The organism is Haladaptatus sp. HS23, from assembly GCF_056892285.1.
On record NZ_JBXGLH010000001.1, the window covers coordinates 1,037,298 to 1,056,965 of the forward strand.

The 19,668-nt window shown below is 63.1% G+C and carries 20 protein-coding genes; 9 read left to right on the plus strand and 11 right to left on the minus strand.

Annotation, left to right across the window (positions count from 1 at the left end):
• Positions 1-11 precede the first annotated feature (11 nt).
• Positions 12-1,148: a citrate synthase gene (gene citZ / locus AC1XDK_RS05665; protein ID WP_483348804.1), complete on the minus strand. Its 1,137-nt coding sequence runs from the start codon at positions 1,146-1,148 to the stop codon at positions 12-14.
• Positions 1,149-1,248: 100 nt separating this feature from the next.
• Between citZ and AC1XDK_RS05670 the strand changes: the two genes are divergently transcribed.
• A complete protein-coding gene (locus AC1XDK_RS05670; RefSeq protein ID WP_483348805.1) occupies positions 1,249-2,454 on the plus strand; it encodes a potassium channel family protein in 1,206 nt (401 codons plus the stop codon).
• Positions 2,455-2,476: 22 nt separating this feature from the next.
• Here AC1XDK_RS05670 and AC1XDK_RS05675 read toward each other — a convergent pair whose 3' ends face one another.
• Together AC1XDK_RS05675 and AC1XDK_RS05680 are read right to left on the minus strand one after the other, a co-directional pair.
• Positions 2,477-2,794: a DUF7536 family protein gene (locus AC1XDK_RS05675; protein WP_483348807.1), complete on the minus strand. Its 318-nt coding sequence runs from the start codon at positions 2,792-2,794 to the stop codon at positions 2,477-2,479.
• Complete coding sequence (locus AC1XDK_RS05680) at positions 2,791-3,180, minus strand: RidA family protein (protein WP_483348809.1); 390 nt, start codon at positions 3,178-3,180, stop codon at positions 2,791-2,793. Before AC1XDK_RS05680 ends, AC1XDK_RS05675 begins: the two co-directional genes overlap by 4 nt.
• Positions 3,181-3,318: 138 nt before the next feature.
• Here AC1XDK_RS05680 and AC1XDK_RS05685 point away from each other — a divergent pair, with 138 nt between their 5' ends.
• The 3 genes from AC1XDK_RS05685 to AC1XDK_RS05695 are packed head-to-tail and all read left to right on the plus strand — an operon-like array spanning position 3,319 to position 5,969.
• Positions 3,319-4,275, plus strand: coding sequence for a succinylglutamate desuccinylase/aspartoacylase family protein (locus tag AC1XDK_RS05685; RefSeq protein ID WP_483348810.1), 957 nt, complete (start codon positions 3,319-3,321; stop codon positions 4,273-4,275).
• Between the two features lie 3 nt (positions 4,276-4,278).
• Positions 4,279-5,388, plus strand: coding sequence for a pyridoxal-phosphate dependent enzyme (locus AC1XDK_RS05690; RefSeq protein WP_483348811.1), 1,110 nt, complete (start codon positions 4,279-4,281; stop codon positions 5,386-5,388).
• 53 nt (positions 5,389-5,441) lie between these two features.
• Positions 5,442-5,969: an NUDIX domain-containing protein gene (locus AC1XDK_RS05695; protein ID WP_483348812.1), complete on the plus strand. Its 528-nt coding sequence runs from the start codon at positions 5,442-5,444 to the stop codon at positions 5,967-5,969.
• Positions 5,970-5,980: 11 nt separating this feature from the next.
• Here AC1XDK_RS05695 and AC1XDK_RS05700 read toward each other — a convergent pair whose 3' ends face one another.
• The gene (locus AC1XDK_RS05700; RefSeq protein WP_483348813.1) at positions 5,981-7,249 is read right to left on the minus strand and encodes a TiaS agmantine-binding domain-containing protein; all 1,269 of its coding nucleotides are present in this window, start codon (positions 7,247-7,249) and stop codon (positions 5,981-5,983) included.
• A gap of 145 nt (positions 7,250-7,394) precedes the next feature.
• Here AC1XDK_RS05700 and AC1XDK_RS05705 point away from each other — a divergent pair, with 145 nt between their 5' ends.
• Positions 7,395-8,339 (plus strand): transcriptional regulator, encoded by a 945-nt coding sequence (locus AC1XDK_RS05705; protein ID WP_483348815.1) that lies wholly within the window; start codon positions 7,395-7,397, stop codon positions 8,337-8,339.
• A 152-nt stretch (positions 8,340-8,491) separates the two neighbouring features.
• Here the strand turns inward: AC1XDK_RS05705 and AC1XDK_RS05710 are convergent, their stop codons facing one another.
• The 5 genes from AC1XDK_RS05710 to AC1XDK_RS05730 form a co-directional block, all read right to left on the minus strand.
• Positions 8,492-8,740: a glutaredoxin family protein gene (locus AC1XDK_RS05710; RefSeq protein ID WP_483348816.1), complete on the minus strand. Its 249-nt coding sequence runs from the start codon at positions 8,738-8,740 to the stop codon at positions 8,492-8,494.
• Between the two features lie 85 nt (positions 8,741-8,825).
• A complete protein-coding gene (locus AC1XDK_RS05715; RefSeq protein WP_483348817.1) occupies positions 8,826-10,247 on the minus strand; it encodes an NCS2 family permease in 1,422 nt (473 codons plus the stop codon).
• A gap of 152 nt (positions 10,248-10,399) precedes the next feature.
• The gene (locus AC1XDK_RS05720; RefSeq protein ID WP_483348819.1) at positions 10,400-11,113 is read right to left on the minus strand and encodes a phosphoribosyltransferase family protein; all 714 of its coding nucleotides are present in this window, start codon (positions 11,111-11,113) and stop codon (positions 10,400-10,402) included.
• 92 nt (positions 11,114-11,205) lie between these two features.
• Positions 11,206-13,143, minus strand: coding sequence for a threonine--tRNA ligase (gene thrS / locus AC1XDK_RS05725; RefSeq protein WP_483348820.1), 1,938 nt, complete (start codon positions 13,141-13,143; stop codon positions 11,206-11,208).
• A complete protein-coding gene (locus AC1XDK_RS05730) occupies positions 13,140-13,349 on the minus strand; it encodes a hypothetical protein (RefSeq protein WP_483348821.1) in 210 nt (69 codons plus the stop codon). Before AC1XDK_RS05730 ends, thrS begins: the two co-directional genes overlap by 4 nt.
• Positions 13,350-13,515: 166 nt before the next feature.
• Here AC1XDK_RS05730 and AC1XDK_RS05735 point away from each other — a divergent pair, with 166 nt between their 5' ends.
• Entirely contained in the window at positions 13,516-14,382 is an 867-nt protein-coding gene (locus tag AC1XDK_RS05735) for a polysaccharide deacetylase family protein (RefSeq protein WP_483348822.1), read from the plus strand.
• Here AC1XDK_RS05735 and AC1XDK_RS05740 read toward each other — a convergent pair whose 3' ends face one another.
• Positions 14,383-15,984: a hypothetical protein gene (locus tag AC1XDK_RS05740; protein ID WP_483348823.1), complete on the minus strand. Its 1,602-nt coding sequence runs from the start codon at positions 15,982-15,984 to the stop codon at positions 14,383-14,385.
• A gap of 354 nt (positions 15,985-16,338) precedes the next feature.
• Between AC1XDK_RS05740 and AC1XDK_RS05745 the strand changes: the two genes are divergently transcribed.
• The 3 genes from AC1XDK_RS05745 to AC1XDK_RS05755 all read left to right on the plus strand — a co-directional run bounded on the left by AC1XDK_RS05745 (position 16,339) and on the right by AC1XDK_RS05755 (position 18,226).
• On the plus strand, positions 16,339-16,620 hold the full coding sequence (locus AC1XDK_RS05745; RefSeq protein ID WP_483348825.1) for a GYD domain-containing protein: 282 nt from the start codon (positions 16,339-16,341) through the stop codon (positions 16,618-16,620).
• Positions 16,621-16,695: 75 nt separating this feature from the next.
• The gene (gene hisI, locus AC1XDK_RS05750; protein ID WP_483348826.1) at positions 16,696-17,118 is read left to right on the plus strand and encodes a phosphoribosyl-AMP cyclohydrolase; all 423 of its coding nucleotides are present in this window, start codon (positions 16,696-16,698) and stop codon (positions 17,116-17,118) included.
• Positions 17,111-18,226, plus strand: coding sequence for a DUF7118 family protein (locus AC1XDK_RS05755; protein WP_483348827.1), 1,116 nt, complete (start codon positions 17,111-17,113; stop codon positions 18,224-18,226). Before hisI ends, AC1XDK_RS05755 begins: the two co-directional genes overlap by 8 nt.
• Before the next feature lie 53 nt (positions 18,227-18,279).
• Here the strand turns inward: AC1XDK_RS05755 and glmM are convergent, their stop codons facing one another.
• Positions 18,280-19,644 carry a phosphoglucosamine mutase gene (gene glmM, locus AC1XDK_RS05760; RefSeq protein ID WP_483348828.1) on the minus strand — a complete coding sequence of 455 codons (1,365 nt, stop codon included), beginning with the start codon at positions 19,642-19,644 and terminating at the stop codon, positions 18,280-18,282.
• Positions 19,645-19,668: the final 24 nt, after the last annotated feature.

A 19,668-nucleotide genomic window follows, 5' to 3' on the forward strand; every position in this document is an offset into this window, starting at 1 on the left:
TCGAACCGGAATTATCGCTCGTCGATGGGGACGAATTCGACGTCCTCGTCGCCGACGTACTTGGCGCGCGGGCGGATGAGGCGGTTGTCCTCGTACTGTTCGAGTACGTGTGCGATCCAGCCACCGGCCCGCGAGAGCGCGAAGATGGGCGTGTAGATGTCGATGGGGATTCCCATCTGGTAGTAGGTCGAAGCCGAGTAGAAGTCCACGTTGGGCGCGAGGCCCTTCTCCTCTTTCATGTACTCCTCGATGGCGACGGACATCTCGTACCATTTCGTGTCGCCTGCGGCCTCGCCGAGTTCCTCGCTCTGTTCGCTGAGGATTTTCGCCCGCGGGTCTCTCACGTTGTAGACGCGGTGGCCGAAGCCAGCGACGCGCCGTCCCTCGTCGAGCGCGGTGTCCACCCAATCGACGGGGTCTTGGTCGCTGTCGTCGACTTCCTTCAGCATCCGCATGACGTTGGCGTTCGCGCCGCCGTGCAGGGACCCGGAGAGCGTTCCGATCGCGCTCGTCACGGCGCTGTGAAGGTCCGCGAGCGTACTCGACGTGACCATCGCCGAGAACGTCGAGGCGTTCAGGCCGTGGTCGGCGTGGAGGACGAGCGCTTGGTCGAACACGTCCGCGAGCACGTCGTCCGGCTCCTCGTCGTTGAGCATGTAGAGGAAGTTGGCGGCGTGTCCGAGGTCGGTTCGGGGTTCGACGGGTTCGTCGCCGTTCCGGATACGCGTGAACGCGGCGAGAATGGTCGGAATCTTCGCGGTGATGCGGCGGCCTTTTCGGAGGTTCGCCTCGCGGTCTGCGGGGTCGCTGTCGTCGTCGGGGTCGTACGTCGCGAGCATGGAGACGGCGGTTCGGAGCGCTCCCATCGGCTCCGAATCGGATTCGGCGAGTTCGCGCACGGTGTCCATGACCCCGTCGTCCACTTTGCGCTCCTCCGACATGGATTCGCTGAAGGAGTCGAGTTCGTCACGGTTCGGCAGTTCGCCGTGCCAGAGGAGGTACAACACTTCCTCGTAACTCGCGCCGCGAGCGAGGTCCTCTATCGTATACCCGCGATAGATGAGCTTCCCCTCGTCGCCATCGATGTGGCTCAGTGCTGACTCCGCGACTACAACACCCTCTAAGCCTTTTTTAACCTCGTCTGCCATATCCCGATGATTCACGGGGTAGCCGCAAAAGGATTATCTTTCGTGGTCGTTTCCCAACGACCCGCGAACGTTTTTACGGGAGAGTGACCAAGGTCGGCGTATGGAACCCGCGAGCGGCGATGTCGAGTACGAACCTCGGAGCGTGAAGGAGGTCTTGGCGGAGATGAAGGACACGGCGGAACTCCTCATCGACCTCTCGTTCTCGGCCGTCCTCCACGGCAGCGACGACATCGCAGAGGAGGTGCTCGCGCTCGAAGGGAAAATGGACGTCCTCCAGTTACAGGCTCGAATGAGCCTGCTCATGGCGGCGCGGAGTCCGGAAGACGCGGAGGAACTCGCCCCCGTCCTCGGCGTCGTCGGTGCGGCGGAGAAAATCGCCGACGCGGCGGGCGACATCGCCAAGGTGATTTTGGAGGACATCGGCCTGCCGCAGGCGATGCGCGCGACGCTCCCCGAGGCGATAGAGACGCTCGTTCACGCCAGGATTTCCGACTCGTCGCCGCTCGCCGGACAGACCCTCGGCGCGCTGAACCTCGAAACGGAGACCGGGGTACGCGTCATCGCCATCCATCGCGGCGGCGACTGGATTCTGAATCCCGACCGGGCGACCGACCTTCGAGTCGACGACCGACTCCTCCTCCGCGGGTCGGAGGACGGCGTCGACGAAGTGTACGAGCAGGCGACCGGCCGGGAGTACCAACCACCCGACCCGCCGGAAGCGGGGGATACCGACCTCGAACGCGCGGTCGATTCCATCGTCTTGATGAAGAACATGAGCGAACTCGCGGTCGATTTGGCCTACGGGAGCGTCCTGTTCGACAGCACGGACGTGGCCGAGGAGGTGGTCGAACTCGAAGCGGAAGTGGACGCGCTTCAGTCGCGGTTCGAAGCGTGGACGCTGCAAGCGGCGGCGCACGTGGACGACCCCGTCTCCCTCCGTGGTCTCATGCACCTCGCCAACAGCACGGAGGTCATCAGCGACGCCGCGGTGGAAATCAGCGAGGGCGTCCTCCGCGGACTCGGAACCCATCCGGTCGTCGAGTACGCGGTTCAGGAGAGCGACGAGGTCATCGTCCGAATTACGGTCACGAACGGAAGCAGGTTCGACGACACGACGCTCGGCAAGGAACGGGTCGAGACGGAGACGGGAATGCGTATCATCGCGGTCCGACGGCCGCCGGACGACTGGGTCATCTCTCCCGGCCCGGAGACCGAAGTCCACGCCGGTGACGTGCTGTTGGCGAAGGGAACGCGGGCGGGTGCCGAACGGCTTCAGGAACTGTCGGGCGAGGAGCGGATGGACTGACGGGCCGGGGAGGCGACGCGGGTCAGTCGAGGTCGTTTGCGAGCCGCCGCGCCGAAACGAGCGTGAACACCGCCGTCAACAGCGCGCCGAGCGAAAACGCCAACACGAACCCGAGCGCGAGATACGCGACCGGCGTTCCCACCTGCCCCCTGACGTGACCGACGAGGACGACTCGATAGACGTAGACGAGCGCGGTGAACACGATGCTCATCGTGAAGCCGAGCGCCGCGTTCCGGCGGACGTTCAGCGCCTCGATGAGATTCGACCCCGGCGGGCGTTCGGGAATCTCTTCTTGCACGCTCGCTGGTTGGAACGGCCGAATAAAAGGTGCGTCGGTCACGCCGTGATGATGGCATCGGCTTCGATTTCGACGACCATTTCGGGGTCGATGAGGCCGCTTACTTCGACCATAGTCGTGGCGGGTCGAACGTCGCCGAAGAATTCCGCGTGTGCCTCGCCAACTGGCCCCCAGTTCCCGATATCGGTCACGAACATGCGCGTCCGAACGACGTCATCGAGGCTCGCACCCGCCTCCGTGAGCGCCGATTCGACGTTTTCGAGCGCCCGTTTCGCCTGCCGATAGGCGTCTCCCTCGCCGACGACGTTCCCCTCCTCGTCGGTGGCCGTGGTTCCCGAAACGCGAACGTCGTTTCCGATACGGACTGCACGCGAGTAGCCGACGCGTTCTTCCCATTCCGTTCCGCTCGTCACCATTTTTCGCTTCATGGAGAGTACAGGAGCTACCCATCGAAAAGCGGACCGCTCGTCCCTGCGGCGGATTTTCCGTCGGAACCGACGTGTCACTTTTCGCTCGGCAAGCGGAATACCGAACTGCTAAGGGTTTTCGGCGACGGTGTATCGATAATGACAACGCTCGGAACGGCGAGCGCGGCCCCTGGGGAGATGGACACGGGTCGCCTCCCGGTCGGTGAAACCCGTGACGGGGGCCAGTTCGGCCTCCCCGTTGCCGTTATTAACGGTGCGGACGACGGAAAGACGCTCTATATTCAGGCCGTCAGCGACGGCGACGAACTCAACGGACTCGGTGTCGTCAACCGAGTCGTCCCGAAACTCGACCCCGAGGAGATATCGGGAACGATTCTCGTCACCGGTCTCGTCAACTACCACGGCTTTCAGGTGGCGGAACACAGGAATCCCATCGACGACACGAAGATGAACCGGACGTACCCCGGCAACGAGTCGGGAACGTCCAGCGAGCGAATCGCCGCGGCGACCTTCGAGGCCGCCTCGCGGGCCGACCTCATCCTCGACCTGCATCAGGGTTCGACCAGTCGGATGATAAACGAGGCTCGCGTTCGCTGTGGGCCGCGTCACCGGCTGCACGACGAATGCCTCGAACTCGCCAAGGTGTTCGACTGTGGCTACGTCCTCGACCAGAAAGGTCCCGAGGGACAGCTCGCCCGCGCCGCACCCGACGAGGGGATTCCGACCATCGACCCGGAACTGGGCGGCTGTATCGGCTGGGACGAAGAGAGCATCCAGTACGGCGTGGACGGCGTGTTCAACGTCCTCCGGTACTACGGTTTCCTCGACGAGGACGTAACGGTAAACACGCAGATTCGATCGACCGGGTTCGACCGGTACGGCGCGCCGAGCGGCGGTATCGTTACGTTCGAAAAGGACCTCGGAGACGAGGTGTCGCCGGGTGAGACGCTGTTCACCATCTCCGACGTGTTCGGCAAACTGAAGGCCGAGGTCACCGCCGACCGGGCCGGTATCTTCTGGCGCTCCCGCCGCTTGCCGCAGGTCGCCACGGGCGAGTACGTCTGCTCGGTCGGCATCGACATCAACCGCTACTGACGCATGTTCTCCACCCTCTCCTGTCCCGCTTGCGGGAACGAGTACGCCCCCGGAGCGGACGAGCCGTGGCGATGTGACTGCGGCCATCCGCTGGATTTCACCGAGCAACCGCTTCCCGACGGCCCCGCGCCCGATTTCACCGACATCGACACGCGGGACGGCCTGTGGGCCTTCGAGGAGTTCCTCCCCGTTCGCCGCGTTGCCAGCCTCGGCGAGGGGTTCACGCCGCTCGCCGATGCGAACGGTTGGGACGCGCAGTTCAAACTCGATTGTGTCTTCCCATCGGGTAGTTTCAAGGACCGCGGTGCGACCACGACCCTCTCCCGCGCCGCCGAACTCGGCGTCGATACGGTTCTCGAAGACTCCTCGGGCAACGCGGGTGCGGCGATTGCCCAGTACGCCGCCCGTGCGGGTATCGACGCCAGAATTTACGTCCCGGCGGACGCGAAGGCGTCGAAACTGAAGGCCATCGAGTGTGCCGGTGCGACGCCCGTTCGCATCGGGGGGAGCAGACAGGACGTCACCGACGCCTGTATCGAAGCGGTCGAAAACGGTGACGGCTGGTACGCCAGCCACGCGTGGAACCCGGCCTTCTTCGCGGGGACGATGACATTTGCACTGGAACTCGCCGCCCAACGCGATTGGAACCTTCCGGACGCCGTCGTGACCCCGCTGGGCCACGGAACGCTCTTCCTCGGCGCGTACCGCGGCTTCCGCGCCCTCCTCGACGCGGGATGGACCGATTCGATGCCGCGTCTCCTCGGGGTGCAGGCCGAAGGCGTCTCCCCCATCGCGGACGAACGCCAAACCGATGACGGGAGCGACGCTGACGGCCGCGACGAGCGCAACGACGTCGCCGACGGGATTCAGATAACGCATCCCGCCCGCCGTGACGGGATTTTGGAAGCCATCGAGGCCACGGACGGCGACGCCATCGCGCTGGATGCAGGTGCGACGCAAACGGCACTCGATAAACTGCACCGAACCGGTTTCTACGTCGAACCGACGAGCGCGGTGGCCGTGGCCGGCCTGACGGAATACCGCGACCGTGGGGTTTTGGCCGGCGACACGGACGTGGTCGTTCCCCTCACCGGTAGCGGTTTGAAATCGTAGCACTTGCCGCGTACCGACCTCGTTTTACCGTTCCTCCTCTACCCTCGATTCGAATGGTCAACCGTCCGCCGAGCAACTGCCCGTACTGCGGAACCGAACTGACGACGACGGAGGTGGAGTACACGGAACGCGACTTCTGCCCGGACTGCGAGCAGGTCGTTTGGCACAACCCGGTTCCGTGCGCGGGCGTCGCCGTCGTGGACGATGCCCGTGTTCTCGTCGTCCAACGCTCCGCCGAACCGGGTCGGGGCGAGTGGACGATTCCGGGCGGTCACCTCGAACTTGGCGAGTCGCCCGCGGTCGGCGCGGCCCGTGAACTCCGAGAGGAGACGGGATTGTCCGTCGACCCGGACGACCTCTCACTCCTCGATGCGCGCTCGTTCGACCCGTTCCGCGAGAAGTACGTCGTCTCCATCGGCTACGTCGTTTCCCGCGAGCGGACCACGGGGTCCGTCGTTCCGGGTTCGGACGCCAACGACGCGGCATTCCTCTCGCCGACGGAGTTCGACCGCTCGGAACGACGGTTTCGGAACGCACAACTGGAACGCTTCGAGACCGCGTCCGAGTTTTTCGTTGCCTGATTCGCCGCGACTTACCGCTCGGGATGCGTCGGCGCGTCGAACCCGCCCCTGACGAGCGGTTTCGCGATGTGGCGGCGGGCCTCCGGCGGCACCTCGTACCATCCCCGTTCGAGTTCGCGGTCGATCCTTCGCTCGACCTTCCCGTCCGCTCGCGTCTTGCAGCGCCGACAGCGGTAGCCCTGTCCGGCCCCCGCGCTCTTCATCGAGCGACCGCAGTCGGGGCAGTTCGGCGTCGCGAGTTCCGTCGCGTCGAGCGACCGCACCGCGAACTTCTCCAGTTTCAGGGTTCCCTTCGTCACCTCACCGCAGGCCGTAATTCGGTCGCCGGGACGGAGGTTCCGAACGTGGTCGCGGAAGCGCTTCGTCGGTTCGAAGGCCGCACACGGGAGTTCGGTCCCGTCGTCCGTCATGGTGAAAAAGACGTGCCCGCCCCGTCGGGTTTCGGGGTCAGACGAGACGGTTCCGGTCACTCGGTACGCGCTATCGTTTTCGACCGCGTGAAGGTGGGCGTCTCGAAGGTGGGCGTCCGTTCCTTGATTCGTCACGAAGAGAGCGGTCCGGGCGACGGATTCGCCGTCGATTTCCGTGGCGACGCGTCGAACGGCGTCCGGGTCGTCGCCGCGAATCCCGTAGAGGATGGGACACGGCGTGTGTGGAACGCAGACCGCCTCGCCGGTTCCGCGGTCGACCGTGTCCCACACGTCGGGATAGCCCTCGTTTGCGGCCGCGAAGGCCGAGTCGAAATCCACGTCGCGGGGCGTCCCCCACCGCTCAGGTTCGCGGTAGGAGATGTGTTCGTAGGTCCAGTCCGAAAAGGCGGCGTGTGCGCCGATTGCCGCCAGCGCGCCGATTTTCCCCCGTCCGTTCTTCCATCCGGCGTGGCGATAGCCCGCGGCCTCGATTCGCGTTTCGGCCTCCTCGCGGGAGAAGAGTTCCCGAACGGCGCGTCCCGCGAAGTCGGCCACTTCCTCGGGAATCCCGTCGGGGCCGTGCGGCGCGACGACGAGGCCGGGGTTCGTCCTCGGGTCGTCGGTCTCGGCGGCAGCGGACAACTCCTCGCGTCCGACCTCGAACGCCCGCTCCGGGGCGAAATCCGTGTGAATCGCCAGCGCGGCGTTGCCGCGGGTCTTGTGCTTCACGGCGGGGTTGAGTCGGACGAGGAGCAGTCGCTCCACGCTTCCCCCGGCGTCTCGAATCCGCGCTGCGAGTCGCGCCGCGAGGTACGTCGTACACATTCCCCGGGTTCGGGAGTCGGTGTCGTCGAGACCGATGACGGTCACGTCCGGTGGTTACGGCGTGGCGAACTAACCGCTTTCGAAGAAATCCAGCGTATATGAATCTATCGCCGGTGATTTTTCCAATCGCAAGAGGGCGGCGATGTTCATCGCCAAAACGCCTTTATACTGGAATCACTTACCCGTCACCATGTCCCGGTCTGCACTGGTCGGAAACGTGACTGCGATGCTAGAGGACGCAGGGTTCGTGGTCAGCGACCGGTGTGCCATCCGACCAAAGAGCTTCGACGTGGCAGCGCGACGAGGACCAGATCTGTTGCTGTTGAAGATCCTCGGCAACATCGACGCGTTCGACGCCCAGACGGGTATCGAAATGCGACGGCTCGGTACGTATCTCGACGCGACGCCGTTGGTGCTCGGTCTCAGGACGAGGAATCAGGACCTCGAACCCGGCGTGGTGTACTTCCGCCACGGCGTTCCGGTGTTCAGCCCCGATACGGCGGTGGACCTGTTCGTCGAGGGCGTCCCGCCGCTCGTGTACGCGGCACCCGGCGGCCTGTACGTCAACATCGACGGCGACATCCTCCGCGACGAGCGCCAAGACCGAGGGTGGAGCCTCGGACAGTTGGCGTCCGAACTCGGCGTCTCCCGACGCACCGTCTCGAAGTACGAAGGCGGCATGAACGCCAGCGTCGAGGTGGCCGTCGAACTGGAAGCGCTCTTCGACCGCGAACTGACGAGTCCGGTCGAGGTGTTCGACGGTGCCGACGAGGTGACGGAGGAGGACAGGGAGGAACCGACCGCCGAACCGGACGACAAGGACATGTTCTCCACGCTCACTCGGGTCGGCCTCACGGTCCATCCCACGCAACGCGCACCGTTCAGAACGGTCAGCGAGGACGACAGCGACGACCGGATGCTGACGAGTCACTCGGCGTTCACCCGAACCGCCGAGAAGCGCGCTCGAATCATGAGTTCCATCAGCCGCGTCGCTCACACCCGCTCCGTCTACTTCGTGGACGAAGCGCGGCGTGAGACGGTCGATGGAACCGCGCTGGTCGAACGCGAGGAGATAGAGGGAATCGACGACGCGGACGAACTCCGCAAACTGATTCGAGAACGCGCGGAAGCGTAACGTCGTCAACCGCGATTTTCACGTTCGCTCTCCCGACAGCGACGGCCCTCTCATTCCGATACACCCGAAAAACTGCCCTCTCGAACGAGGTACGACCGTTATCCGGCACGAAACAAAACTCGGAACGTTCGCTGACTGCGTCGTCCGGTCGTCTACGCTCCGTACGTCTTCTCCAAGTACTCGTTGATGTCGTCGCTTTCCGGCATTCCCTCGATGCCGTGTTCTGCATCGACAAGCACCGGCACCCCAGTCTGGCCGCTGATCTCTTTCACTTCCGTTCGCTCCCCATGGCTTCGCGGGACGTAATGCGATTCGTACTCCAATCCGAGTTCGTCGAGCTTGGATTTGACTTTCGCGCAGAACGGGCAGCCCTTGAGTTCGTACAGTTCGAGGTTCGACATACCCACGCATAGGGACGAGAGAAATAAGAGTGTGCTGTTCGCGAGGAAATCCGCCGGGTTTCGAAACGCGAAGCGACGGGGAGGCTCAGACGTTCCCTTGCAGGATACCGCTCGTCCGAACGAAGAAGTAAATCACGAACGCGACGGCGAGCGCCCAGTGTCCGGGGCGGGTGTCTTCGAGTTCACCAGCGGCGAGTTTGACGATGGGGTAGGAGACGATGCCCGCGGCGATGCCGTAGGCGATGGAGTAAGTGAACGGCATGACGAGGATGGTCATCCCGGCGGGAACCGTGTTCGTCACGTCGCTCCAGTCGATATCGACCACGTTCTGGAGCATCACGACGCCGATGACCACTAACGCGATGTGGGAGGCGTACTGTGGAATCGCGGCAGCGATGGGGACGAAAGCGAGGGACAGGAGGAACAGGACACCGACGACGACCGCCGTCATGCCCGTTCGACCGCCCTCTTCGACGCCGGAGGCGGATTCGATGTACGTCGTCACCGTCGAGGTACCGAGCATGCCGCCGACGGTGGTGCCGATGGCGTCGGCCATCAGCGGTTTGTCGATATCGGGGAGGTCACCGTCTTCGTCGAGGAAGCCGCCGATTTGCCCGACGCCGACGAGCGTTCCGGCGGTGTCGAAGAAGTCCACGAAGAAGAAGGTGAACACGATGAGCGCGAACGTGAACGCCTCGACTTCCTTCAGACCGGAAACGAACGCGCCGGCGACCGGCATGATGTTGTACGTGACGGAGGCCGAATCGGGCGTGAGTGTTCCGCTGCTCACTAGGCCCAACCACTCCGCCCCGTACCCCATCGCGGTCGTTGCGATGACTCCGAGGATGATGGACCCTGGAAAACCACGGGCGTAGAGCGCGAAAGTGAGGAACAGACCTACAATCGAGACGATTGCGACTGGATTTTGGCCGACCTGTGCGAGCGCAATGATGGTACCACCATCGCCCGTGATCACACCCATCGCTTCCAGGCCGATGATTGCGAGGAACAGGCCGATACCGGTGCCAACTGCGAACTTCACGGGTTCCGGGAACAATCGAATGATGTACTCACGAGCGCCGATTGCGGTGAGTGCGATGAAAATGAGACCTTCGACCACAACCGCCGCGAGTGCGGTTTGCCACGGTACCCCGAGGACGCCGACGACGGTAAACGCAAAGAAGGCGTTCAGGCCAAGGCCGGGGGCCTGCGCGAACGGTCGATTCGCGTACAACCCCATCACGAGCGTCGCCACCGCGGCAGCGATGATGGTGACGACGGCGAGCATGGACTGCGTTTGACTTGCTGAATACCCCGACAGTTTGATCGCTTGCGCGAGAATCGACGGGTTCACGACGACGATGTAACTCATCGTCAGGAACGTCGTTATCCCCGCGATGACTTCCGTTCCGAGGTCGGTGTCGTGTTCCTCGAAACCGAAGTAGTCGGCCAACGACCCCGTCGAACCGGAGGTCCCTTGATTACTGGTGATGTCTTTGAGCCCCATGATTCACGAATGAGCATAAACGCGAATACCTACTTAACAGTTCTCATCGAATCTAGCCATCTATACGTAAACATGTATATGTCGTCGAATAGTTCGACCGTATCGGTCCAAAATTCACACGACGATGACTACTTCCGTGTGTTAACGGGCGGCTATTCGAACGATGCCAACGAGCCGACGGGTGCGTCGGTTCGTCCCTGCGCTCGTTCGATTCCCTCGTTTCCGGCCGCGATGAGCGCGAAGACGCCGCCGATGTTCGCGTCCGCGTCCTCGGCGATGTCGAGGAGGAGTTCCTGCGTCTCGCCCGAGCGGATGAGGTCGTCCACGACGAGGACGGTTTCGCCGGGCGCGATGGCCGACGCGGGAAGGTAGTAGGTGAGTTCGATGCCCGAGGCGAGTCGCTGGCGGGCCTCGATGAACTCCTCGACTGCGGTCTCTTTCGACTTCTTCGCGTAGGCACAGCGCGCGCCGAAGTAACTCGCCATCGCGGCGGCGAGGGTGATGCCGTCCGTCGCCGCGGTCAGCACCACGTCGGGCAGGTCGAAGTCGAACGTTTCGACGGCGACGGGGGCCACGAGGTCGAGGAACGACTGGTCGAAGACGACGCCGGAGTTGTCCACGTACCCTTCCGGGTCGAGGCGGGTTCGGGCCTGCAACTCTTCGGCGAGTTGTTCGCGACCGACCCCTTCCACGACCGTTTCTGCACGGTCGGGACTCGGGAGGACGTGTCCGTTCACGTAGCGGTTCAGGTCGCCCGCGGGGAGTTCGGTCACCTCGGCGAGTTCGTCGTACGTTCGAGTCTCCTTGAGCATTCGAAGGACGGAGACGGCCTGTAGTTGGAGATTGGCCTTCTCTGCTCGGTTCATACCCCTCTACTCATCATCGTGCAACCTTGAACACTTCGATGATGGATTCACCGTGTTTAGGCACACCTATGTGGGTACGACTCGTGGGCGGGTCAGTCGAGGAGGTCCGGCCGAAGTCGCTTTTCGTCCCGTTCGTCCGCTACATGACGTCGAAACTCGGCGAGTTCGAAGCCGCCCTGCTGTCGTTCCGCCCGGTCGCGCACCGAAACCGTCCCTGACTCCGTCTCGTCGCTGCCGACGATGACCATGTACGGGACGCGGTCGTCGTGGCCCGCGCGAATTTTCTTCCCAAGCGTCCAGTCCCTGTCGTCCACCTCGACGCGAAAGTCCCCGAGTTCGTCCGCGATTACCGCCGCGTAGTCCGATTCATCGTCCGTGATGGGGAGGACCCGCACCTGTTCAGGTGCCAACCAGAGCGGGAACTTCCCGGCGACGTGTTCGATGAACACGCCCATGAATCGCTCCAGCGACCCGAGGAGGGCGCGATGAATCATCACCGGGCGGTGTTCCTCGTTGTCCTCGCCGACGTAACTGATTCCGAGGAGTTCGGGTTGGACGAAGTCCAATTGGACCGTTCCGATCGTCCACTCTCGACCGATGGCGTCCTCGACGTTGATGGCGATTTTCGGCCCGTAGAACGCGCCTTCGCCCTCGGCCACGTCGTAGTCCAACCCTTCGTCGTCCAGCGCGTTCCGAAGCGCCTCGTGTGCCTCCTCCCAGCGTTCGTCGTCGCCGACGGCGTCGTCGGGTTTCGTCTCCAGTACGAGGTGGGCGTCCAAACCGAAGGCCTCGTACATGCCGTCGATGACCGACAGCGTGCGAGCGATCTCCTCACGGATTCCGTCGCGGCGGACGAAGGCGTGGCCGTCGTCCTGCGCGAACCCGCGCACCCGCAACATCCCCGAGAGTTCGCCGGACTGTTCGTTTCGATAGCACATCCCGAACTCCGAGAAACGGAGTGGCAAGTCACGATAGGACCGACGCTGATCGCCGTAGATGCTCGCGTGATTCGCACAGTTCATCGGCTTCAGACCGTATTCGTGACCGTTTTGCTCCCACGCGAACATCTCGCCTTGCTCCTTGAAGTGGTCGTAGTGGCCCGACTTCTTCCAGAGCCCCGTGTGGTTGAGTTCGGGCGTCTTCACCTCTTCGTAGCCTAATTCGTCGTTCTTCTCGCGGACGTACTCCTCCAGTTCGCGCCGAATCGCCATCCCGTTCGGGTGGAAGTTGACACACCCCGGCGAGTGGTCGGGCACCGAGAACAGGTCCATCTCACGCCCGATTTTCCGATGGTCGCGCTTTTGGGCTTCCTTCCGCCGTTCGAGGTATTCCTCCAGTTCGGAGTCGCGCTCGAACGCCGTGCCGTAAATCCGCGTGAGCATCGCCTCGTCCTCCTCGCCGCGCCAGTAGGCACCCGCGATTTCGAGGAGCGAGAGCGCACCGACTCTCCCCGTGGAATCGACGTGCGGTCCGGCACAGAGGTCTCCGAACTCCCCTTGGCGGTAGAACGTGACCGGTTCGTCGTCGGGGATGTCGTCGAGGAGTTCGAGTTTGTAGGGCTGGTCGGCGAGTCGCTCGCGTGCCTCTTCGGGAGAGACCTCCTCTCGGACGATGTCGTAGTCCTCCGCGACGATGTCCCGCATTTCGTCTTCGACGTCCGCGAGGTCCGCCTCCTCGACGTCGAGGCCGCCGAAGTCGTAGTAAAACCCCTCGTCCGTCGGCGGCCCGATGGCGAGTTCCGCGTCCGGGAACAGTCGCAGTACGGCCTGCGCGAGGACGTGTGCCGCGGAGTGCCTGAGAACGCGGACGTAATCGTTGTCATCCGGCGTGACGATTCGAAGGTCCGCGTTCGACTCGATTCGATACTCCGCGGCGACGAGTTCGCCGTCCACGATTCCGGCGAGACAGTCCTCCCCGAGTCCCGGCCCGATGTCGTAAGCGACGTTCGAGACCGAAATCGGTCCGTCGAACTCCCGTTTCGAGCCGTCGGGAAGCGATACGACTACTGCGTCGTGTGATTGTTGGTTCATGGTTGTGACTGGTGATTTTCGATTTCGATGGAGCGCCGTCCCGCTTCGACCGGCCGGTTCCGCGGATATGGACGGCTCTCCACGCGAACGTGGGCGTGACCGTCCACGCTCGGATACGCGTGGCTCTCCGGGTCGGAAACGGGCGGGAAAACGACGATGGTGGTGACTAGGTTAGCGGGCGAGAACCCGGCGTGTAAAGCAGTCACCTAGCATCGTGTTGCTCATCCGAAGATACTCGCGGAACGGTATATATCTCTTGTGCGGGTGTGGCACGGGCTGTGATGGGTTCCAGTCCGGTGCCCGTAATCCAACAACACACAGGACTGTACCAATGAGCTACAGGTAAGCCGATACCCGTCGTCGCGTTCTCCGATGACCAACGCGACCGTCTGTCTGACCTACGACTTCGACGCGGTATCGGTATGGATTCACACCTTCGGGGCCGGAGACGCGCCTACCCAACTGTCCCGCGGTGTGTACGGCGCGTGGGTCGGTGCCCCGCGCCTCCTCGACCTGCACGACAAGCATGGAATCCCGGCGACGTGGTTCGTCCCCGGACACACGATAGAGAGCTTTCCCGACCGCGTCGGAGAGGTTCACGACCGCGGTTACGACGTTCAGTGTCACGGTTGGCGGCACGTCAACCCGAGTACGTTCGACAGCAAAGAGCAAGAAAAGGACGAGTACCGACGTGCGATGACGAACATCGAGGACATCACGGGCAGTCCGCCGGTCGGTTTCCGGTCACCCGCGTGGGAGTTTTCGGCGAACACGCTCGACATTCTGGACGAATTAGGGTTCGAGTGGGATTCGAGCCAGATGGGTAACGACTTCCGGCCGTACCACCTTCGGAAAAACTGGAGTGCACCGCAGGACAAACCGTACGAAATCGGGGAGAAAAGCGACATCGTGGAGATTCCGATTTCGTGGAAACGGGCGGACTTCCCGGCGCTGATGTTCGTCTGGGAGCAGTCGATTCTGTGGGGCTTCGCCGACGAGCGCTCGGTGTTCGACCTCTGGCGGGCGCAGTTCGACTGGATGTGCGAGAACGTGGATAACGGGATTTTCACGCTGGCGATGCACCCGCAGGTGGTCGGGCAACCGCCTCGGACGACTCGATTGGAGGAGTTGATAGGCCACATGCAGGCGAAATCGGGCGTCGAGTTCGCCGACGTGAGTACGGTCGCGAACGAAATCAAGGACGGTGACCGCGATGTTTTCGAAGTGATGGAACCGTAGCTATTGGCTCGAGTTTCCACCGCCTGACGTTCCACCACCCGAGGTCCCGCCACCGGACGTTTCACCACCCGATGTTCCGCCACCCGAGGTCCCGCCACCGGACGTTTCACCACCCGAGGTTCCGCCGCCTGCGGTTTCGCCGCCGGACGTTCCGGGCTGTTGGGTTCCTTGTCCCTGACCTTCTTCTGCTTGGTTTGCTGCCGTCTGCTGTACCTCCTGTGGAGATGCACCGTTTGCTGCCGCTTGGACCCCTTGTTGCGCGCCGTTTGCCGCTGCGTTCAGGATGACGTTGACGTTGACGTTCTGGTTGGTCGCTCCCAATTTGACGGCGCCAGTCGCGCCACCCAAGGCTGCGGCTTTCACACCTTTTGCGGAGACGCCCGGATTCTGCTGGGCCGCAGTGGTGGCCCCCTGTGCGGCACCGAACGCGGCGTTAAGGATGACGTTGATGTTGACGTTCTGATTGACTGCACCCGATTGAACACATCCCTGCGCCGCGCCGGCCGCGGCGTTGAGAATGACGTTGATGTTGACGTTCTGATTGAGCGCGCCTTTCGCCGCGCCGGCCGCGGCGTTGAGAACGACGTTGATGTTGACGTTCTGGTTCACTGCCCCCTGTATGGCGCCTTGCACCGCGCCGGCCGCGGCGTTGAGAACGACGTTGATGTTGACGTTCTGGTTGATGGCTCCTTGCGCTGCACCGAGTGCGGCATTGAGGATAACGTTGATGTTGACGTTCTGGTTGACCGCTCCGGCCTGAACGCCGCCCTGTGCCGCTCCGGCCGCGGCGTTGAGAACGACGTTGATGTTGACGTTCTGGTTCACTGCCCCCTGTACGGCCCCCTGTGCTGCACCGACGACCGCGCTTTGAATGACGTTAACGTTGACGTTTTGGTTCACTGCCCCCTGTACGCCACCCTGTGCCGCGCCTGCCGCAGCGTTTTGAATGACGTTAACGTTGGCGTTCTGATTGACCGTTCCGGCTTTCACACACCCTTTTGCCGCGCCGAGAGCGGCGTTCTGTATCACGTTGACGTTCGCATTCTGGTTGGCGGACGCCCCTTTCACACACCCTTTCGCCGCGCCGGCCGCGGCGTTTTGAACGACGTTGACGTTCGCATTCTGGTTGATAGCACCTTGTGCCGCGCCTGCCGCAGCGTTCTGGATGACGTTGACGTTGACGTTCTGGTTAACCGCGCCGAGTATCGAACCTTCCGCCGCGCCTGCCGCGGCGTTCTGGATGACGTTGACGTTAACGTTCTGATTGACCTGCGTTGCCCCTTGAGTAGCTCCTTGAATCGCGGCCTGTCGCTGTGCCCCGGTCACGTTCGCACCCTGGCTTTCCGCGCTGGCAACACCCTGCTTCGCTCCTTTCAGAGCCGCCTGCTGTGCTCCATCGGGCGTCCCGCCACCTTGCTGTGTTCCGGTCGTGCTTTGAGTCGTTCCCTGCGCACCCGACGTGATCGGTTCGAGTGTCGTCGTCGGTTGTGCGAGTGCCGTCTGTGAACTCCCGGTGATGAGCAACCCGGAGAGTATCGTTCCACGCTTTAGGAAGCCACGACGGGTTCCTCGGGATTTCCTCGATTGTTTCTCTTGTGTCATTGTTTTCCTCTACGACGATTGACGAACCGACCCACGAGATTGTCTTATTTCGCCAGCGTCGCTGGCGTCGAACGTCGGCACATACCGTCTTCAATCCAGTCTACCGTTTATTCGATTTCTCACGCAGAGCGGAAACATCACCCGTTGGTACTCGGTAATACCGTTCGCTATCTTCGCCATCCGACCCGGTATACTGCGTTATTCTTGGTTAGGCAGCGATGAACTCCCGATGAGAACGGGAACAGCGTGGTAAGTCCGAACCTCAATACCCCCTCCCTCCGTCGCCGCATGTAATAGGGGTGTTTTGAGAGGTTGGCTATAACCGTTTTTCCGACGGAAACCGACCATTCATCCATGGCGAAGTACGTTGCACTCGTCGACATCCGAACGAGCGTCCAAAACGCCCAAGAACTCGTCTCGACGTGGGGCGACATCCGTCTGGAATTCGAGGAGTTCGGCGTCGAACTCGACGGAAGCTTTGCCGTGCTCGGAGAGTACGACTTCCTCCTCATCTTCGAGGCTCCGGACCGCGACACCGCGTTCAAAGCGGGCCTCGCGGTCGAAAGCCACGGGATGGACATCCAGACGATGGAGATAATCCCGATGGACGACTTCGCGGAACTGGTCGAAGACTGAGGCGAAAATGACAAACTCGACATATTTTATTCCCGAGCGGAAAAGCCTATTCTTCACCGATTCGTTCGTTCAACCATGAACGAGTCGTCCGAAGTCACCTTCGCGTTCGACGACGCCGAACTGCTCCCCGCGATCGCACAGGACGCCGACACTGGGGACGTACTCATGCTGGCCTACGTCTCGCCGGAAGCGGTCGAAAAGACCATCGAAACCGGGTTCGCACACTACTACTCCCGGAGCCGGGACGAACTCTGGAAGAAGGGCGGAACCAGCGGGAACGTCCAGCGAATCGAGGAGGTCCGCGTCGATTGCGACGCGGACACCCTCCTCTACCGCGTCGAACAGGAAGGCGGTGCCTGCCACGTGGGCTACGAGTCGTGTTTCTACCGAACCGTCGAATCGGTACAGCGTGACGAAGAGTCGACCGAAACCGCCGTCACCGCCGAGACGGAAATCGTCGGCGAACCGGTGTTCGACCCCGACGAGACCTATGAGTGATCCGCTTTCCGAACTCCGCGACGCCGACGAGGAGTGTCGAGAGGCGAACGCCGCGGTCGCCGAGTACGGCGAGGAGTCCATCCGCGCCGTCTCCGATGCCTACGACCGCGCGACCCGTCTGTTCGACCGCTACGAACATCGCGCGACGGGGACCGGCGACTTCGAGGCGTTCGTCCAGTTCCAAGGGCAGTTCGCCGACCTCGTGGAGAACCTGCCCGACGACCTGCCCGAACGCGAGGCGTTCGAACGCGCGGAAGCCGCCATCGACAAACGTCGATTGAGCGAGCGCGATTTCGAGAAGGGTCGAAGCGCCCTTTCCCCCGCCGAGGAAATCCTTTCCCTCTCCGAGGAACGCAACGAGGCTCGAAAGCGCTACCGTGACGCTCGGCACACCGTCTCACGACGGGTGACGGAACTGGAGGAGCGAATCGGCCATCTCGAACGACTGCGGGAACTCGGCGACGCGGACTTGGACGCCCCGACGGAACTGCTTCGGGAACCCATCGACGCCGCCAACGACGCCATAACGGACGCCTTCGAGTCGTTCACCCACGACGCGAACGCCCGCGAACTGATGGGATTCCTCGCCGCGACCGAACACTATCCCCTCATCGAGTTTCAGCCACCGCCCGACGAACTCCGTGCGTACCTCCTCGACAGCGACGCCGGGGAGCTCACCCTTCCCGAACTGCTCGAATACGCCCACTACTCCCGGTCGAAGCTCGACCACTACGTCACCGACCCGGGGGCACTGAAGCGTGCCGTCGCCACGAACGAGACGTACCTCGACCGTCTCGGACCCGAACCGCTCACCATCGACTGGCCGCCCGCCGCCGCGAACGAACTCCGCTGGTGGTGTGAGGAGGCGATACGGGTCGCCGACCGGTTCGCTCCCCCGGAGACCATCGCACAACTCCGCGAGGTGGAACAACGCACCCGCGACGACGAGTTCGAACGCCTCCGAACCGCCGCCGAGGCGCGTTCCGAACTCACCGACGACGAACGCGAGCGACTCGCTCGCGGCGACGTAACCGACGAACTCGAACGGGTGCGGGACAGAAAGGACACGCTGACGGACGCGCTCGATACGTATCCGCGGCGTAGGTGAACGAAACAGCTCGGGTCGAAAATCGGAAATCGCTCGGACGAATCGAGAACCGCTCAGACGTTCGCTTTGGCCGCGCGAAGCGCGTCTTCCATCTCCTCCGCGAGTTCCTCGGCGCGGTGTCGTTCTCGCGCCTCGGAGTAGATTCGAACCATCGGTTCCGTCCCGCTCGGACGGGCGAGAACCCACGCGTCGCCGTAGTCCAACCGGTAGCCGTCGCGGGTGTTGAGTTCGGCGTTCGACGCCGCCGCCGCTCCCTCGGCGGCGGCGAGGAGCGCGTCCTGTTCCGCGTCCGTCGTGTAAGAGATGTTCGTCCGAACGTTCTGATAGCCGTTGTACGGTTCGACGATGGCGCTGGCGCGCTCGTCGACCAGCAGTTCGAGGAACTTTGCGGCGGTGTACGCGCCGTCACGGCTCAATCGGTAGTTCGGGAAGAAGACGCCGCCGTTGCCCTCCCCTGCGACGGGGACGGACACGTCTTGGTCCTCTAATTCCCTGATTCGGGTGATGATGTTGGTGCTGCCGATGGGCGTCAGTTCGAGCTGTGCGCCCGTCTCGTGTGCGACATCGACGAGGCGCTGAGAGACGTTGACGGCGGAGACGACGGCGTCGCCGGGTTCGAGCTGTGCGGCCGCGAGCGCGGCGAGCGTGGCGTCCCCCTCGATGTACTCGCCGGTTTCGTCGTAGAAGATGGCGCGGTCGGCGTCGCCGTCGTGGGCGATACCCACGTCAGCGCCGCTGGCTTCGACCAATCGGCCGAGGTCACGGAGGTTTCCGGGGACGGGTTCGGGGTCACGACCGGGGAAGTGGCCGTCGGGTTGGCTGTTCGCTGTGACGACGGTACAGCCGAGTTTGCGGAAGAATTCGGGTGAGGTGAGCGACCCGGCACCGTGTCCGGGGTCGAGCGCGACGGTGAGGTTCGCGTCGGCGATTCGGTCCGCGTCGATGGAATCGAGCAGTTGGGAGACGTACCGCTCGCGGGAGTCCTCGATGACGTGGCTGTGGCCCGTCTCGCTCCAGCGGACCTCCTCGAACTTCTCGGTGAGGAACTTCTCCTCGACCCGTTCGAGGCTGCCGACGGCCAGTTCGATGCCGTCGTCGCCGATGAGTTTCACGCCGTTGTACTCCGGCGGGTTGTGCGAGGCGGTTATCATCAGCGCCGGAACGCCCTCGGTTTCGGCGTACGCCTGTGCACCGGGGGTCGGAACGACGCCGAGACGGTCCACGTTCGCGCCGACGCTGGCCAACCCGCTGGCGGCCGCATCCGCGAGCATATCCCCCGTGGCTCGTGTATCCCGTGCCAGTGCGACCCGGTCGGTTCGCCAGACCGTCCCCGCCGCTTTCGCGATTTTGAGCACGAACTCCGGGGTCAGTTCGTCGTTGGCGACCCCTCTCGTTCCGCTCGACCCGAACACCTTCATGTGGGGGCGTGGGGTTTCTGTCTT